Below are 16,497 nucleotides of genomic sequence, written 5' to 3'. Positions count from 1 at the left end.
AAGCTTGCAAGGTTTTTTAGCCGCAGGCGACCGGCAATAGCTATTGCTCCCAGGGCTTGCCGTCTGTGCCTTCCACTGTTTTTACACCTATGTGCATCGCTGCTTTCGCCAGCATGTTGGCGCTCACCGGGGCAGTCATCAGCAAAAACACCGTGATCAGAATTTCGGAAATGCCGATGTCTTCACCCATGGCACTGAAATAGATAACCGAGCTGAGCATGATGGCGCCCACGCCAACGGTGGTTGCTTTGGTTGGCCCGTGCAGCCGTGTGTAAAAGTCCGGCAGCCTTGCCAGGCCGATTGCACCGATCAAAGTAAAAGCACCCCCGAAAAGCAGCAGGGCCGAGATAGCATATTCTGCAAATGGGCTCATAAATATCTCCGGTTGTTACTCAATGACGCTGCCGCGCTTCAAGTATTTCGCCATGGCTACGGTGCTCACAAAGCCCATAACCGCAATCAGCAGAGCAGACTCAAGGTACATTCGCGTGCCCAGAGTGATGCCCAGCAGGATGATCAAGGCAATGGCGTTGATATAGAGCGTATCAATCGCCAGAACACGGTCGGGCTCATCGGGCCCTGCAATCAAACGGTATACGTTCAACAACGCGGCCAGAGTCACCATGGCGATGGTCAGATACAAGGCGGTGGTGATCATTTGAACATCTCCATCAGCGGCTTTTCGTAGCTGTTGTAAATGGCGTCGATAACTTCCTGATCGCTACCTGCGTCCAGCGCATGGATCAGCAGAGTTTGGTTATCATCACTCACGTCTGCGCTGACGGTTCCAGGCGTGAGCGAAATAGTACTGGCGAGAATGGAGATGGCCAGCGGGTGATCAAGTGTAAGTGGGTAGCTGATAAAAGCCGGTCGTGGTGTGCGGGGGCTCAGGATCAGCCAGGCCACCGAAAAGCTCGCCACTATAATGTCCTTTAAGACTCGCAGTATATAAACCGGCATGCGCCAGGTTTTCACAAAGGCCGGGCGCTCCGGCCAGAACCCGTGAGTTATCTGCGGAATCACCCAAGCCAGAATAAGGCCGAGCACAACACTGCCACCGGATACGCCATCGCTGAGTATCTGCCACGTGGCAAACAGAATCAGGCTCAGCCAGGGTTGAGGAAAGCTCAGGCGATCAAACATCAGTTTATCTCCCCCACCAGCGGGTTCTGAGGTACGTGCACAGGCGTTTGTAGAATGTTGATATAACCCTGGTTGTCGTGCAGCTGTTCTGCAGTCGCGCGGGTGTAGTCACTGAGCGGACCCGCCAATACCACGATGAGCATGGTTAGACAGGTCAGGATGCCGGTAGATACGGCAACTCTATTGTTCATGGGCTCCGGGGTTTCCAGATGACCATCTACGTTCCACCAGAAAACGATGCTGCCAGCTCGGCTGTATGCGATGAGCGTGAGGAAACTGCCTACCAGCAGAACACCCCAGAGCCAGGCCATCTCAACGCCAGGCTCAACAGACTGGAGAATCAGCAGTTTCCCGAAAAATCCACTCAAAGGTGGGAGACCCGCCGCGGCCACAGCGCCAATAAGAAACAGCACGCTCAGGAAGGTTCTGTGGTGCATTTTGGGTGCGGTAACGATGCTGTCACCTGCCGCTCCCCTTTGGCTTGCAACCAGTTCGGACACCAGAAATAGCGCGGCAACTGTCCAGGTGGTGCTGACCAGATAAAACAAAGCGGCAGACAACCCAGCTTCAGAGCCCAGCGCGATCGGTGCAAGCAGGGTGCCTACCGAAATAATAACCTGCCAGGCCACCAGTGTTTTCAAATTGTCAGCGCCCAAAGCACCAATGACGCCCATGCTCAGTGTGACTAGTGCCAGAGGGAAGAGCCAGTCCATACCCAGGTTGGCGAGTTCGCCAGCGTCTTCTCCGAACATCAGCGGGTATATTCTCACAATGGCATAAATGCCCACCTTGGTCATGACCGCAAACAGGGCCGCAACTGGCGCTGTTGCTCTGGCGTAGGCTTTGGGTAGCCAGAAACACAGTGGAAGGATGGCTGCTTTCAGGCCAAAAACCACCAGTAGCATCATGCCCCCAGCCTTAACGAGGTTCAGGCTGTTGCCAGTCACCTGTGGGATTTTTACAGCCAGGTCCGCCATGTTCAGGGTGCCGGTAACGCTGTAGATCATGCCCACGCTGATCAGGAACAAGGCAGAGCCTGCCAGATTCAGAACAACATAGTGTAGCCCGGCTACGGTGCGGGAGGTGCCGCCGCCGTGCATAAGCAAGCCGTAAGAGGCAATAAGCAGAACTTCAAAGGCAACAAACAGGTTGAACAGGTCGCCGGTGAGAAACGCAATGTTAAGGCCCATCAACTGGAATAAAAACAAGGTATGGAACTGGCGGTTGCCTTCATCGGCACCGCCACTTGCATAAATATGGCAGAACAGGCCGAGAACCGAGGTTAGCACCAGCATCAGGGCCGATAGCCTGTCGAGCACCAGAACGATGCCGAAGGGAGGCTGCCAGTTGCCGAACGCGTAAACGCGGTAACTGCCATCGCTGGCAAACGCTAACAAAACAATCGCGGACACCAGCATCAGAACAGTAGTGGCAATTGCCAGAGTGCGGCGCAGGCTGATTGGGGCGTAGCCCATAAACACCTGCAGAATACCGCCGAGCAGGGGAATAAGAATCGGGGCGATAAGCCAATGAGTCATTTATCGCTTACCTCTTGCTCAAGTTTTGATGGTGGCGTGGCAGATTCACGCCGACCATCCACATGATCGTTTTCGTTGTCTGCCAGATTGCGCAGTGATAGAACAACCAGAAATGCCGTCATGGCAAAACCAATAACAATGGCGGTGAGCACCAATGCCTGGGGCAAGGGGTCGGAATAGCTCTCGGCGGTTCCGATGACGGGCTGCTGACCTGTGGCGAGTCGCCCGGAGGCGAAAAGGAACAGGTTTACGCCATAGGAGAGCAGTGTCAGCCCCATAATTACGGGGAAGGTGCGTGCACGTAGCAGCAGATAAACACCTGATGTCGTTAGGGCACCTATGACCAGTGCAAATAGCAGTTCCATTACGCGCCCTCCATTTTGCTTTTGATGGCCGAATGAGGCGACAGCCGGCCGATACTGACCAGTGCCAGCAAGGTTGCTCCAATCACCGCCAGGTACACGCCCAAATCAAATATCAGAGCGGAGGCTACTTCGAATTTGCCCACCACGGGCCAGGTGATATAGCCAAATGAGCTGGTCAGGAACGGATAGCCAAAGGCCAGACTGCCAGCACCGGCGATAGTCGCAAACAGTAGACCGAGGCCAATCACGTTGTGGTACCTGAATGGAATGCGATCCTCAGTCCACACCATGCCGCTGGCAATATACTGCAGAATCAACGCCACTGAAGTAATCAGACCGGCAATAAAACCGCCCCCGGGCAGGTTATGGCCACGCAGGAAAATATAGGCAGACACCATCAGTGCCAGCGGTAGCATGGGCCGGGCAATTTGCCGCAGCATCAGCGGGTAGTGGTCCCGCGTCCAGGAATGCCCCAGTCCATCTCCCGGAGGAGGCGTCAGTGCTGTGTTTTTCAACATGGCGTAGATGCCGAGCGCAGCGATAGCCAGCACCGTAATCTCGCCCAGGGTATCGAAGCCTCGGAAGTCCACCAGGATTACGTTAACGACGTTGGTTCCACCACCACCGGGTTTGCTGTTCTCCAGGAAGAATTCTGAAATAGAACTGAACGGCTGGGTCAGCATGGCCAGAGTAATCAGTGTCATGCCCGTGCCGGCAGCCAGGGCAATCAGGATATCGCGGATGCGCTGGCTTTTGGAGCTTTCCATCGGCGTCCAGGAGGGCATGTAGTAGAGTGCCAGCATCAGCAGAACAATGGTTACAACCTCCACAGAGAGTTGCGTCATGGCCAGGTCTGGTGCTGAGAAACGGGCGAACGCTAACGCCACTATCAGGCCTACAACGCTCAGAAGTACCAGCGCATAAAAGCGCTCTCGATGCCAGAGGGCGGTTGCCAGAGCGGAGACAATCAGCACGCCCGCCGCAATGCCCGTAGGCCAGTCAACTGGGCTTAGTCCATTCTCACCAATATAAAAACCGCTCTCCACAAGCGGCATTATTGCTACTGCAATGACGCTTACCACCAGAAGCATGGCGTAGCGTTGCAAGGAGCCGTTTTCGAGCCATCCGGTAAAGGTGTGGGCCATGTCTTCGATTTTTGAAACGGCATACTCGAATACCGCCTTGCCATCCACTTCCCGGAGTTGCGCGTGGAAGTCGAAAAAGCGCTGACGCTGCGTGTACATCAGCAGGCCACCGAAAAAGGCGAGAAAGCTCATCAATAGCGGCAGGTTAAAGCCATGAAGGATCGCCAGCTGGTAATCCGGTACGTCGCCGCCAAGAGTTGCAGACGCTGCAGAGTAGAGCAGTGGCCCTACGGCGATGGTCGGGAACACGCCAACCATGATGCAGGCGAACACAAGAATCTCCACCGGGAATTTCATGTAGCGGGGAGGTTCATGGGGCGGGAATTTTGGAAGATCAACCGGCTTGCCGTTGAAAAATACGTCGTGAACGAAGCGAGCCGAGTAGGCAACCGCAAAAATGCCTGCCAGGGTTGCAACAATCGGGGGCAACCAGGCCCAGAGGCCGGGAAGGTTGAGTTGCAGCGACTCGGCAAAGAACATTTCCTTACTGAGGAAGCCGTTCAGCAATGGAACGCCTGCCATGGATGAAGCTGCCACCATGGCCAGAGTGGCTGTATGGGGCATGTAGCGCCAAAGCCCGTTGATTCGGCGCATATCGCGCGTGCCTGTTTCGTGATCAATGATGCCGGCGGCCATGAACAGTGATGCTTTGAAGGTGGCATGGTTGATTACGTGGAATATTGCAGCAACAGCGGCCAGCTGGGTGCCCATGCCCAGTAGCAGAGTGATAAGGCCCAGATGGCTTACGGTTGAATAGGCAAGCAGCCCTTTCAAATCGTGTTTGAACATGGCGATATAAGCGCCAAGCAGAAGTGTGGCCATGCCGGTGAAACTGACCATATAGAACCATTGCTCGGTCCCCGCCAAGGCCGGATACAAACGCGCCATCAAGAAGATGCCTGCTTTTACCATGGTGGCAGAGTGCAGGTAAGCCGAGATGGGGGTAGGCGCCTGCATGGCATGGGGCAGCCAGAAATGAAACGGGAACTGGGCTGATTTGGTAAAAGCACCAAGCAAAACCAGAGTCAGTGCTACGGGGTACATAGCGTGGGCTTTGATCTGATCGCCCGCCGCAAGCACATCGTCCAATTCAAAACTGCCGACAATATTACCGATAAGCAGAATGCCGGCTAACAGGGCGAGACCGCCGCCACCGGTTATCGTCAGTGCCATCCGTGCACCACGACGAGCATCCTGTTTATGGGTCCAGAAACTGATCAGCAAGAAGGAGGTCAGGCTGGTGAGTTCCCAGAAAATGAGCATCAGAAGCAGGTTGCCAGAGAGCACAATGCCCAGCATTGAGCCTTTGAAGCAGAGCAGCAGGGAGTAGAACTTGGCTACATTCTCCTTGGCGCTCAGGTAATAGTGGGAGTAGATGATGACCAGCAGGCCGATAACCAGTATCAGCAGTGCGAATAGAAGCGCTAGACCATCAAGGCGAAAACTGAAGGACAGCCCTAGTGTTGGCAGCCACTCATAAGTGTGAAGCACCGTGCCGCCCGCGGAAAGAACCGACCAGTGGGGAAATAGCGCCGCCAGAGCAATCAGAGCAGGGACAGATGATGCTATTGCGATAGCCGTTCGCCCGCCCTGGGCAAACAAGGGGGCTGCTATGGCCCCCAGAAACGGCAGTAGTACAACCAGCGGTAGCGACATCGCAGCCTCGTTAGCGGTTTTCTTTTTTATGAATGAAAATGGTTTATGTGCTTGAGTCTAGTTCCCCATTGGCCACCGTGCACAGGTCGCATGGAGGCGATGTGGTTGGGCGACGGGAGATGGATCAGCGAAAGGCTGGTGGATCAGGGAAGTAAGGTAAGCGCCCGCGATGCCGCGCGATGTCGGCGGTAAGAGGGGGGCGTTTGATCTGCTTGCAGCCGACGGACCTTGCGGTCATGGTTGCTCCGTTAGTAAAACCTGGCCAATGATAATACGTGCCCGGGCTCGCAGGTCAAGTCGACTTGTGATCGATCAATTGTATTTTGGTATTTGGATGCGAAACAGAGAGGTGCCGCCAGCGCCCTGTTTGGCAGTCTCTGCTTTGGATTCCAGCACTTTATCTACAGAATCGCGACCGGTAGGCACCCGGCGCCAGTCCTGTTTGTTTTCGAAAAAGGCGGCTGAAAGAGCTGACATCTTCGTATCCCACCAGCCGGGTAACGTCCTCTACGGGCAAACGTGAGTTTTCCAGATGGCTGCGGGCAGCCTCTATTCTTACGGATTGGAGATAGCTTTTGGGCGTTTCACCCGTGGCCACTTTGAATCTTCGCATCAGCGAGCGCGTCGTCAGGCCGCTGAAAGCGGCAAGAGACTGCAGGTTTATGGTTTCCCCGTAGTGCTCCTCCAGCCAGTTCTGCAAATCCAGAATGACTGGGTCTGAGTGGTAACGCCTGGTTTGAAGTGCGCTATAAGGTGCTTGGCTATTGCGCCCGGCATCAATCACAAAGGCCTTCGTCAGTTCCCGGGCAACCTGAGCGCCTGCTCGGCGCTCTATGAGATGCACACCCAAATCCCACCAAGCCATGCCGCCTCCGGCACAGGCGATATGGCCATCTACTGTTACGAGCTTTTCGGGAGTAAGCTTTACTTGCGGGTAGCTCTGGCGAAATCGATCGCTGAAACCCCAATGCGTGGTTGCCTCTCTATTATTCAGCAGGCCAGCCTCAGCCAGTAGAAAAGCTCCAGTACAGTTGCTGGCCAACTGAACTTGCCCGGTGATGCTTTTGTTCGGAGTTCTGAACTGGCTAAGCCAGGTGATCAGATCCGGATTTGACGCCAACACCTGATCTATAGGCGCGCCGATCGTCGGCACAATCACCAGATCAGCACTGTCTGCATCCAGCTCCTCCCAGCTCCCGTCTGAAACCAGCGTTATGCCGTTAATGCATCTGCAGTGATCGCCGTTGCGCGTAAGCAGCCGGGTAGTGAAGTGTGGTACTGGTTGTTCGCCATGAATGCGTGCCCAAGTAACACCGGCCAATCGAAATAAATCAATCACACCTGTGATCGCACTGGCTAAAGCACCATCAAATCCAATAATTGAAACCTTTTGCACAAGTTCTCCAAGTCGAGCAACTCTGTTAGGGCGGTACCACCATCACCCGGGAGCCAACGCTCATCGGTGCTTTGGCAGAATTGGCCATGATTATGTCATAAATGCCGGTTCCCAGAAAAACCCGGTTGTGAGAGCCTGTACACCACAAAGAGACGCTCCAGCCCATTATCAGGAAGCTGCATAAATGACCGACACTCTGATAGAACGCCGTGATCTGGCGTTCCAGCTCTACGAAGTGCTTGATACCGAAAGCCTACTCAGCCGCGACCGCTTCAATGAACACAACCGCGATACCTTTGATGCGGTCATTGAAACCGCCGATAAAATGGCCCGAGAGAAGTTCGCCAATCACAACAGTGCGGCTGACAAAGACGAGCCAAAATTCGTCAATGGCCAGGTGGAAATGCTGCCTGAAGTGAAAGAGGCCTTCGATGCCTACGCCGAGGCCGGCTTTATTGCAGGGCGTTATGATTACGAGCTGGGCGGCATGCAGCTCCCTGAAACCGTTATGGCCGCCTGTAACGGCTTCTTCACCGCCGCTAACCCGGGAACCGCAGGCTATCCATTCCTGACCACAGCTGCCGCAAACCTTATCCGTGTGTTTGGCAACGAATCCCAGAAAGCCAGCTTCCTGCCGAATATGCTCAGCGGTCGCTACAGCGGCACCATGGCGCTCACTGAGCCTCATGCCGGCTCCTCGCTGGCGGATATTCGCACCACTGCCACGCCAACCGATGATGGCCATTACCTGATCAAAGGCGCGAAAATCTATATCTCTGGTGGTGAGCAAAGCATCACTGAGAACATCGTTCACATGGTGCTCGCTAAAATCAAAGGCGCGCCGGCCGGTGTAAAAGGCATTTCCCTCTTCATCGTTCCCAAGTTCCGGGTAGATGGTGAGGGCAGCCCCACAGATCGCAACGGCGTGAGCCTGGCTGGCCTGATTCACAAACTCGGGTACCGCGGCACCACCTCCACAGCGCTAAGCTTTGGTGACGATGCGCCTTGCCATGGCTATTTGGTGGGTGAACCTCACCAGGGCCTGAAATACATGTTCCAGATGATGAACGAAGCCAGGGTAGGTGTGGGCTTTGGTGCAGCGGTGATTGGCTATCGCGGTTACATGCACAGCCTGGAATACGCCAAAGACCGCCTGCAAGGCCGTAAGGCTTCTGAAAAGAACCCGGAAAGCCCGCAGGTGCCAATTATTGATCACGCGGACGTGCGCCGCATGCTACTGGCTCAGAAAGCCTACAGCGAAGGTGGCTTGGCGCTTTGCTTGTACGGTGCCCGCCTGATGGACGATCAACATACCCATCCGGATGCACAGAAACGCATTGAAGCAGGCAAACTGCTCGACTTGCTTACGCCAGTTATTAAAACCTGGCCCTCCGAACATGGCCCGAAAGCGAATGATCTGGCGATTCAGGTATACGGTGGTGCCGGTTACACCCGCGAGTACCCGGTGGAACAGTGCTGGCGCGACAACCGCCTGAACCCCATCCACGAAGGCACCACCGGCATTCAAGGGCTGGACTTGTTGGGTCGTAAAATCTGGCAGGATCAAAGCCATGGTTTGCAGCTGCTGATGCAGGAAATGCAGGTCGACTTGGAAGCCGCAACCACCGATCGCTGCCAGCAATGGGCATTGTCCTTGAGCGAAACCTTGCAGCAGGCCGTCAAGGTTACTCAGAGCCTGGGCAAGTCCCTGATGAGCGGCGAAGTGGACAAAACCCTCGCCAATGCTTCCTGTTACTTGCACCTGTTTGGTCACATCATCGTAGCCTGGATGTGGCTGCGCCAAGCTAACGCTGCGGCCAATGCGCTGGCTTCTGCCAACACTGACGACGAGCGCAATTTCTACCAGGGCAAATTGCAGGCCGCTCAGTACTTCTTCCACTGGGAGCTGCCGACGGTTGCTCAGGATTTGGTGTTGTTGCGGAATATGGATGACACCTGCCTCAATATGAAAGCGGAGTGGTTCTGATGGCTTTGGTTAATGTTGAAAAGAAAGGTCATATCCTGCTCATAGGGCTCAACCGCCCGGAAAAAATGAACGCCATGAACCGCGCCATGTACCACGAAATCGCCGCGGCTTATTACCAACTGGAGCATGACGACGAGTTGCGAGTGGGCCTGATGTATGCGGAAGGCGACCACTTCACCAGCGGCTTGCAGCTGGATGACTGGGCAGGTGTGTTTTCAAATGGTGAAGGAATAGAGCCGGCTGAGGGTGAGCTGGACCCGTTCCACATCACAGGTGACGGGCTCGGCAAGCCAGTTGTCTTTGCCGCGCAAGGCATCTGTTTCACCTGCGGTGTTGAGATGATGTTGAACACAGACATTCGCGTAGCAGCAAAAGGTACGCGATTTGCCCAGTTGGAAGTCAAACGCGGCATCTTCGCTTGTGGTGGCGCCACCATCCGCCTACAGCGTGAAATCGGGTGGGGCAATGCGCAGCGTTATTTGTTAACCGGTGATGAATGGACTGCCGAGCAAGCCTACAAATGGGGCTTAATTCAGGAGCTGGTTGAGCCGGGTGAGCAGTTCAACGTTGCTCTGGAAATTGCCGAAAAGATCGCCAGTGCCGCGCCCTTGGGTGTGCGCGGTAGTCTGAAATCTTCCAAAATTGCCGTGAGTGAGGGGCAGGAAGCCGCAAAGCAGCGTTTGTTCCCGGATCTACAGCCGGTTATGGCCAGTGAGGATGTAAAGGAGGGTATTCAGTCTTTCCTCGAAAGACGAAACGCAGTTTTCAAAGGAAAGTAAGGCAGGCCCTACCAAACTCTAAGCTGCCGGTGGGCCAAGGTTCTCAGGACTGTCGGCAGCATGGATGCTGCCGTCAAGCTTACATGGACGTATTTACAGCGTGTCCTGAGAACCTTGGCCCACCGGAAGCCCGCACCAGAGTCTGAAAGCTATGCAGCCTTCTCCGAGGCCGAACCAGCCTCTTCCTCCCGGCGAGCCTCAGCCTTGGCAGCCACCTCAGCCGCATAATCCGCATACTTGGCCATCAACTCCGCCTTACGATCCGGATCCCAGTTGATCTTGCTCAGATCGCCCTCGTAATGATCAATCACCCGCTTATCCATCGTCTCGTACCACCACTGCGGCACATAAGCAGGCATCAGCATCGACGCATAACCACCGGGCAACTGCGGAGCATTCTCGAAGTGACGCAAAGCCTGATAACTGCGCTGCGGATGAGCGTGATGATCAGAGTGCCGCTGCAACTGATACAAGAACAAATTCGTCACAATGTGATTACTGTTCCAGCTATGCTCCGGCTGAGTGCGAACATACTTACCAGACGCATTTTTCTCACGCAGCAGCCCATAGTGCTCAATGTAATTCACACTCTCCAGCAAGCTGGCGCCATAAACCGCTTGGGCAGCAAGGAACGGAATCGCCCGCGGGCCGCAAACCAGAGTTGTTGCTCCGAAGAAGCCTGCACTCATGGCCCAGCCCTGCAGTAACTCGTTGTCCAAGGTCCAGAAACTCTTGCCCTTGCGAGCCAGCCGCTCCTTCTCGATCTTTACCGCAGACTTCATGCCGCCAAACACCGTGCGCGGCAAAAACTTCCAGAAACTCTCACCCATACGGCTGCTCGCAGGATCCTCTGGCGTTGCGACGCGCTTGTGGTGACCAAAATTATGTTCAACAACAAAGTGGGTATAGCCAGTAGGTGCCAGCGCCGCCATGGCCATCAGCTTGTTGAACTTATTGGATTTGTGACCCAGCTCGTGAGCGGTGTTAATGCCAACACCATTGATGGCGCCAACCGTTAGAGTAAGGCCGATCTTGTCTTCAATGGGCGTCGTCTTTCGGCTGGCAAGCCAGGCACCCATTACCGTCATTGCGTACTGGGTAGGAATAAACGCCTTAACAATGCGGTTGTAATACTTGTCTTGCACCAGGGAGCTTACTGCCGATTCAGGCGGGTTGCTCTGGTCCTCACCTATGGCGCGATCCAGCGCCGGAATAACACCATGCACCAGCGCCGGTCCCGTCCATGCCAGAAACTTGAACTTTTTAGGTGCTATCGCATAGCCGGTCAGTGCCGCCAGACCTATGCCCGGCAGAGCAGGGCCCAACAGCCAGAGGTAACGCTTGGGATCCTTCCATTTTCCAGCATCAGGGGTTTTGGCATTCATGGTGTTTCTCCGTTGCGGTACACATACATCAAACTTATGTCGGACAATATTGCAATGCAACAAGATAGGTTGTTGGGCGAGAGGTTGGCCTTGAATGACAAGGTGCCCGAGCAGCAAGCCTGGCAAGCCCGCAACGAAGTGCCTATATGGCTTGAGAGTGGCTGGTTAAACAAAGGGTAATTCGCAGGTAATTGTGTGACGCCCGACATGCCAGTATTCTGGTTAGCGTTACAAATGTTTACCAACAGAGGGATATGTTATGAATAAATTGACTCTCAGCGCTCTACTCATGTTTTTGACTTTAGGTCTTGCTGCTTGCAGTTCCGATGACAACGAAGGAGCTGATTTTGAAAAGGCTGCAGACAACGCTGGAGAAATAGTGGACGACGCAGGTAATTCTGTCGAAGAGACCTATGAAGAAGCCACGGGTCAGGACGAAGGCGTTGTAGGCGAAATGAAAGAAGGCGTCGAGAATGCCGGTGAAAAAATGGGTGAAGCTGCTGAAGAAGCGGGTGATGCCATGGAAGAAGGTTATGACGACATGACCAAGTAATCATGTCTCAGCTCTGGCGCGTAACACCTGCGCCGGAGTGTTTCGGTCAAAGTTCATCAAAACCGTTAGTCTTTGCCAGCAAAGATTAACGGTTTTGTCGTTTTACTGTCTCCGCATTGTCATGTCTCCAGCTGAAACTGTCCTCTCGTCATCACCCGCTTTTTGAGCATCGAGAGAGACAAAGAGAGACAAAATATGGCCAAGCACGACCTTGATTCCAACTATCTGGACCCCAACTACGAGCCCGTTGTAAACCACTCTGGCAACAGCGCATTCCAGGAGGTGCTGGCTGCACGAATGCAGCGGCGCACATTGATGAAAGGCGGTGTTGGTGCTGCTCTGGCCAGCATCATGGGTTTTGGGATCGCAGGCTGTGGAAGTGACAGCGATAGCGATATTGATGGCGGCAATGGAAATGCAGGCTCGGGTCAGGGCCGTGCAACGGAACTTGGCTTTGCAGCAATAGCCGTATCCACAGCAAACAAAGTGGTCGTACCCGCTGGCTATTCTGCCAAGGCATTTTTGCCTTGGGGAACGCCCATCACCGGCTCCTATCCCGAATTTCGGGCAGACGCGTCCAACTCCGGAGCGGATCAAGAGCAGCAGGTAGGCATGCATCACGATGGCCTGCACTTTTTCCCGATTGATTTTAAGGGTGGCGGTAACTCTTCCGACGAAGGGCTGCTGGTGATGAACCATGAATACATCAATCAGGCTGCTCTTCACCCCGACGGCCCCACCTATAACGCAAATGGAATGCGCCCTGCCGATGAGGTGCGCAAGGAAGTGGCTGCCCACGGCGTATCTGTGGTTCATATCAAGAAAGACAGCACAGGTAACTGGGACATAGTATTTGGAAGCCCGTTCAACCGCCGAGTGACGGGTAACACCGAGATGGATATTCGTGGCCCCCTGCGCGGCTACCAGAAGCTCTCGACCCGATTTAGCAAGAACGGTACCCAAACGCGAGGCACGCTGAACAACTGTTCCATGGGCCCGACACCTTGGGGAACCTATCTGGCAGCAGAGGAAAACTGGCACGGCTATTTTGCCAATAGCGCGCAAACCAAGCCTCGGGAGCAGACCCGCCACGGCGTTGGTGGTGCAAGCCGCTACGATTGGGAGCTTGCGGAGGGCGGGGATGATCAGTACGTGCGCTTCAATATTACCCCCACGGCTCAAAGCGCTGAAGACGATTATCGCAACGAAGCCAACACCTACGGCTACATGGTTGAAATTGACCCGTTCACGCCGGAAAGCAAGCCCCAGAAGCGCACAGCGCTTGGTCGTTTCGGCCATGAAGGTGTGATCTTTGCGCCGGTAGAAGAAGGCAAGCCGGTTGTTTGTTACTCCGGTGACGATTCGCGCTTTGAGTACATCTACAAGTTTGTATCCTCGCGGCCCTACTATGCCGCAACCGCCAGTGGCTACTTGCTGGATGAGGGAACTCTGTACGTTGCGCGTTATAACGAAGACGGCTCTGGCAATTGGCTGCCTTTGTCCCTTGACGATGCAGGCTTTGCGGCCAGTGTTGATGCGGCGCAAGGTTCATTGGTTGGCGATATCCAGTTTGACGGATTCGAGAACCAGGCAGATGTGCTTCTGAATACCCGGCTCGCTGCCGATATTGCCGGCGCAACGCCGATGGATCGCCCGGAATGGGGGGCGGTAGACCCCAATACGGGTGAGGTCTATTTCACCCTGACCAACAACTCCCGGCGCACTGAGGACCAGGTCAACGCTGCGAACCCCAGGGCAGAAAACCGCACTGGTCATATCATTCGCTGGAGTGAAGGCGGTGATGACTTTGCGGCAACAGAGTTCCAGTGGGATATTTTCGTGTTTGCCGGAGAGCAGGGCACGGAAACGGTTGTGGATGGAGAGGTTGCTGTGTCACTGACTGATGACAACATCTTCAACAGCCCGGATGGTTTGTGGTTTGACTACAATGGCCGCCTCTGGATTCAAACCGATGGTTCCGACGCCCCGCCGTATCAGAACAACATGATGCTGGCGGCCAATCCCGTAACCCGTGATATCCGTCGTTTCTTCGTGGGCCCGCAGGGTTGCGAGGTAACCGGGGTTGTAACCACGCCGGATGTTAAAACCATGTTCGTGAACATTCAGCATCCAGCCAGGGACTGGCCCTTCGGTAACGAAGGCGATCACCCTCGGGACGCAACGGTAATAGTCACCCGTGACGATAAGGGTGTGATTGGCGCCTGAGCTGTAAATTAGAGTAGGTAAGGCCGGAAACCTGATCGCCTGAATAGATAGGCGCATCGGGTTTTCGGTTTTTTCGGTTAAGAAATGCTCAATGTGGCCGATGTCTTAATCAACTAAACCAAACTATGAGTTATAAAACCGTTTCAATTCATTAATCTCTAAATTGGCCGGATAACCGTGTACCTATCAGAAATAATAATAACGAAGGGGTTTCTATGGGGTTGCTTCATCGTGCAGCGGTATTTTGGGGGATCGCTATCGCCATTGTTCTTGCGGTTGTCTGTGTTTTGGTGGCGCCCTTGTTAGGTCTGGATCCGGTATCTCTCTCTATCGGGCTCTTGATTGGCCTTGTGGCAGCAACCGCCTTTTTGATTGTGAAGGTTTTGGCGCCAGTGGATCACGGTTTGGATAGCCTGAACGATGGAACTCTGGAGGGCAATCACCCACTGAGAGCCCGGTGCGAGAAGCTGCTTGCGGATGCTCAAACGGGTAAGGCGCTGGCTGGTGCGCTTTCTGGCAGTGCTGATAAAAGTGCCATTTCTGCAGCGCAGGTTTCTTATGCGGCCGATCAGCTCAAGTTGCGGCTGGATCTTCAGGTTCAAGAAACTGCACAGATGGCAGAGTATGCTGGCCAGATTACTGAAACGGTCAGGGAGTCTTCGCAGCAGGCTACGGGAGCGGCCACTATGGCACTGCAAAATCGTGAAGCCAGCACCGAGGGGCGCCAAGCGCTCACCAGTGCGATAGATAGCATACGCGTGGTGCATCAGCAGTCCGGGGAAAACCTGCGCCTGATTCAGGAGCTGAACGACAAGTCCAACAAAATTCAGGGCGTAACCAGCACCATTCAGGGCATTGCCGAACAGACGAATCTGCTGGCGCTTAACGCGGCAATTGAAGCAGCGCGTGCGGGTGATCAAGGGCGTGGGTTTGCAGTGGTTGCAGATGAAGTCCGTCAGTTGGCAGGCCGTACTGCTCAGGCTACGGGAGAGGTAGCGGAAACGCTGCAGGAAATCCGTTCCGATACGGCGTTGATCGTTACCCGCATAGAGAACCTTGCCCGCAGCGTAGAGGAAGGGTTGGAGTCTGTTGAAACCGTTGGTGAGCGGTTAGATCAGATACGCGATCAGTCCGATCGTGTTCAACAACAGATTGCCGGTATTGCAGAGATAGATCAGAGCAACGAGCTCAGTTTGGGCCATGTGTTTTTGGGCATTGAAACCGTTCGTGATCAGATCTCCGAAAGTGACACCAGCGTTGCTTCGCTTGCCGAGCAGGCCGGCACGCTGATGGAGCTTGCGGAAGTGGCCAACGCTGCGTTTGCCATGAATAGTGGCTCCAGCTACCACAGATTTTTCTACGATCAGGCCCGTACCGGTGCTGCGCAGATTAGCCAGATTTTCGAGCAGGCTGTGCGTGATGGAAAATTGCGAGAAGATGCTTTGTTCGATAAAACGAGGAAGGTGATCCCGGGCACTCAGCCTGCCAAGTACTCAAGCAGCTTCGATGCCTTCACCGATCAGTATTTGCCAGAGGTTCAGGAGAAGGTAAAAAGCTCTCATCCTGCATTGGTGTTTTCGATAGCTGCGGCCCCGGATGGTTATGTTCCCACCCACAATCGGGAGTTTGCTTATGCGCCGACCGGAGACACTGATACAGATCTGATGCGTAGCCGTAGCAAGCGCTTGTTTAATGACCGCACCGGTATTCGCTGCGGCAGCCATACCGAAGACATGCTGCTGCAAACCTACCGGCGGGATACTGGCGAAGTTATGCACGACCTTTCGGTACCGGTATATGTGAACGGGCGGCACTGGGGTGGTTTCCGGCTGGGGTATCGTCCGGACAATCACTGATCGAATGAGAGCCAAATCGGTGCCGGCGCCTGTGTTAAGATTTCTGCTCATACTGAAAAAGGAGATATGCCTTGGCTGACCCGGAATACATACCTGCGGATGCAGAAGCGAATGAGTTGGCGCGTCGATCCGATCCCGCACGCAACCTTGCGGTGGTTGTGTACATCCTTCAGGGGTTGTCGTTCTTTCTGGGCGGTATCACCGGGCTGGTGGGCGTCATTATTAATTACGTGAAGCTCGATGATGTTCGTAACACCTGGGTGGAACCTCATTTCCGCTGGCAGATCAGAACCTTTTGGCTGGGCTTGTTGTGGACGGTTGTTGGCGTTGTCACCAGCTTTATTATTGTCGGGTGGTTCATTCTTATGGGCGCTGCCATTTGGGTCATCTACCGCATTGTGAAAGGTGCCTTGGCACTGAATGACGGCAAGGCACCTGTTTAACGCATCTTGAAGAATGGCTGGGCGG

At 54.4% G+C, this 16,497-nt stretch carries 14 protein-coding genes; 6 read left to right on the top strand and 8 right to left on the bottom strand.

The genetic code is table 11. The annotated features are described in order from the left end of the window. Positions 1-40 precede the first annotated feature (40 nt). The 7 genes from Q0824_RS06245 to Q0824_RS06215 all read right to left on the bottom strand — a co-directional run bounded on the left by Q0824_RS06245 (position 41) and on the right by Q0824_RS06215 (position 7,243). Entirely contained in the window at positions 41-373 is a 333-nt protein-coding gene (locus Q0824_RS06245) for a Na+/H+ antiporter subunit G (protein ID WP_298448552.1), read from the bottom strand. Between the two features lie 15 nt (positions 374-388). Continuing rightward, on the bottom strand, positions 389-658 hold the full coding sequence (locus tag Q0824_RS06240) for a K+/H+ antiporter subunit F (protein ID WP_298448551.1): 270 nt from the start codon (positions 656-658) through the stop codon (positions 389-391). Further along, positions 655-1,143, bottom strand: a complete 489-nt coding sequence (locus Q0824_RS06235) for a Na+/H+ antiporter subunit E (protein ID WP_298448550.1) — start codon at positions 1,141-1,143, stop codon at positions 655-657. The genes Q0824_RS06240 and Q0824_RS06235 overlap by 4 nt, the downstream gene beginning before the upstream one ends. Next, positions 1,143-2,681, bottom strand: coding sequence for a monovalent cation/H+ antiporter subunit D (locus Q0824_RS06230; protein ID WP_298448549.1), 1,539 nt, complete (start codon positions 2,679-2,681; stop codon positions 1,143-1,145). The genes Q0824_RS06235 and Q0824_RS06230 overlap by 1 nt, the downstream gene beginning before the upstream one ends. Continuing rightward, entirely contained in the window at positions 2,678-3,046 is a 369-nt protein-coding gene (locus tag Q0824_RS06225) for a Na+/H+ antiporter subunit C (RefSeq protein WP_298448548.1), read from the bottom strand. The genes Q0824_RS06230 and Q0824_RS06225 overlap by 4 nt, the downstream gene beginning before the upstream one ends. After that, positions 3,046-5,847 (bottom strand): monovalent cation/H+ antiporter subunit A, encoded by a 2,802-nt coding sequence (locus Q0824_RS06220; RefSeq protein ID WP_298448547.1) that lies wholly within the window; start codon positions 5,845-5,847, stop codon positions 3,046-3,048. Before Q0824_RS06220 ends, Q0824_RS06225 begins: the two co-directional genes overlap by 1 nt. 397 nt (positions 5,848-6,244) lie before the next feature. Next, complete coding sequence (locus Q0824_RS06215) at positions 6,245-7,243, bottom strand: helix-turn-helix domain-containing protein (protein ID WP_298448546.1); 999 nt, start codon at positions 7,241-7,243, stop codon at positions 6,245-6,247. A gap of 184 nt (positions 7,244-7,427) precedes the next feature. Between Q0824_RS06215 and Q0824_RS06210 the strand changes: the two genes are divergently transcribed. Together Q0824_RS06210 and Q0824_RS06205 are read left to right on the top strand one after the other, a co-directional pair. Further along, complete coding sequence (locus Q0824_RS06210; RefSeq protein WP_298448545.1) at positions 7,428-9,230, top strand: acyl-CoA dehydrogenase; 1,803 nt, start codon at positions 7,428-7,430, stop codon at positions 9,228-9,230. After that, complete coding sequence (locus tag Q0824_RS06205; RefSeq protein WP_298448544.1) at positions 9,230-10,009, top strand: crotonase/enoyl-CoA hydratase family protein; 780 nt, start codon at positions 9,230-9,232, stop codon at positions 10,007-10,009. The genes Q0824_RS06210 and Q0824_RS06205 overlap by 1 nt, the downstream gene beginning before the upstream one ends. A gap of 149 nt (positions 10,010-10,158) precedes the next feature. On the opposite strand, the gene Q0824_RS06200 is transcribed toward Q0824_RS06205, so the two are convergent. Beyond that, positions 10,159-11,394, bottom strand: coding sequence for an alkane 1-monooxygenase (locus Q0824_RS06200; protein ID WP_298448543.1), 1,236 nt, complete (start codon positions 11,392-11,394; stop codon positions 10,159-10,161). 259 nt (positions 11,395-11,653) lie between these two features. Here Q0824_RS06200 and Q0824_RS06195 point away from each other — a divergent pair, with 259 nt between their 5' ends. From Q0824_RS06195 to Q0824_RS06180, 4 genes are all read left to right on the top strand, one after another. Beyond that, positions 11,654-11,947: a hypothetical protein gene (locus Q0824_RS06195; protein ID WP_298448542.1), complete on the top strand. Its 294-nt coding sequence runs from the start codon at positions 11,654-11,656 to the stop codon at positions 11,945-11,947. A gap of 195 nt (positions 11,948-12,142) precedes the next feature. After that, positions 12,143-14,173: a PhoX family phosphatase gene (locus Q0824_RS06190; RefSeq protein ID WP_298448541.1), complete on the top strand. Its 2,031-nt coding sequence runs from the start codon at positions 12,143-12,145 to the stop codon at positions 14,171-14,173. Between the two features lie 215 nt (positions 14,174-14,388). Beyond that, positions 14,389-16,029, top strand: coding sequence for a methyl-accepting chemotaxis protein (locus Q0824_RS06185; protein WP_298448540.1), 1,641 nt, complete (start codon positions 14,389-14,391; stop codon positions 16,027-16,029). 71 nt (positions 16,030-16,100) lie between these two features. Further along, positions 16,101-16,472 (top strand): hypothetical protein, encoded by a 372-nt coding sequence (locus Q0824_RS06180; RefSeq protein ID WP_298448539.1) that lies wholly within the window; start codon positions 16,101-16,103, stop codon positions 16,470-16,472. Positions 16,473-16,497 lie beyond the last annotated feature (25 nt).

The sequence above is a fragment of the uncultured Marinobacter sp. genome (assembly GCF_947488835.1).
Taxonomy (GTDB): Bacteria; Pseudomonadota; Gammaproteobacteria; order Pseudomonadales; family Oleiphilaceae; genus Marinobacter.
This window is presented reverse-complemented; position numbering and strand designations above follow the sequence as displayed.

What these genes read in the sequence shown, in the direction of transcription:
- Q0824_RS06245 (WP_298448552.1), bottom strand. Translation starts at nt 373, where the DNA reads ATGAGCCCATTTGCAGAATATGCTATCTCGGCCCTGCTGCTTTTCGGG.
- Q0824_RS06240 (WP_298448551.1), bottom strand. Translation starts at nt 658, where the DNA reads ATGATCACCACCGCCTTGTATCTGACCATCGCCATGGTGACTCTGGCC.
- Q0824_RS06235 (WP_298448550.1), bottom strand. Translation starts at nt 1,143, where the DNA reads ATGTTTGATCGCCTGAGCTTTCCTCAACCCTGGCTGAGCCTGATTCTG.
- Q0824_RS06230 (WP_298448549.1), bottom strand. Translation starts at nt 2,681, where the DNA reads ATGACTCATTGGCTTATCGCCCCGATTCTTATTCCCCTGCTCGGCGGT.
- Q0824_RS06225 (WP_298448548.1), bottom strand. Translation starts at nt 3,046, where the DNA reads ATGGAACTGCTATTTGCACTGGTCATAGGTGCCCTAACGACATCAGGT.
- Q0824_RS06220 (WP_298448547.1), bottom strand. Translation starts at nt 5,847, where the DNA reads ATGTCGCTACCGCTGGTTGTACTACTGCCGTTTCTGGGGGCCATAGCA.
- Q0824_RS06210 (WP_298448545.1), top strand. Translation starts at nt 7,428, where the DNA reads ATGACCGACACTCTGATAGAACGCCGTGATCTGGCGTTCCAGCTCTAC.
- Q0824_RS06205 (WP_298448544.1), top strand. Translation starts at nt 9,230, where the DNA reads ATGGCTTTGGTTAATGTTGAAAAGAAAGGTCATATCCTGCTCATAGGG.
- Q0824_RS06200 (WP_298448543.1), bottom strand. Translation starts at nt 11,394, where the DNA reads ATGAATGCCAAAACCCCTGATGCTGGAAAATGGAAGGATCCCAAGCGT.
- Q0824_RS06195 (WP_298448542.1), top strand. Translation starts at nt 11,654, where the DNA reads ATGAATAAATTGACTCTCAGCGCTCTACTCATGTTTTTGACTTTAGGT.
- Q0824_RS06190 (WP_298448541.1), top strand. Translation starts at nt 12,143, where the DNA reads ATGGCCAAGCACGACCTTGATTCCAACTATCTGGACCCCAACTACGAG.
- Q0824_RS06185 (WP_298448540.1), top strand. Translation starts at nt 14,389, where the DNA reads ATGGGGTTGCTTCATCGTGCAGCGGTATTTTGGGGGATCGCTATCGCC.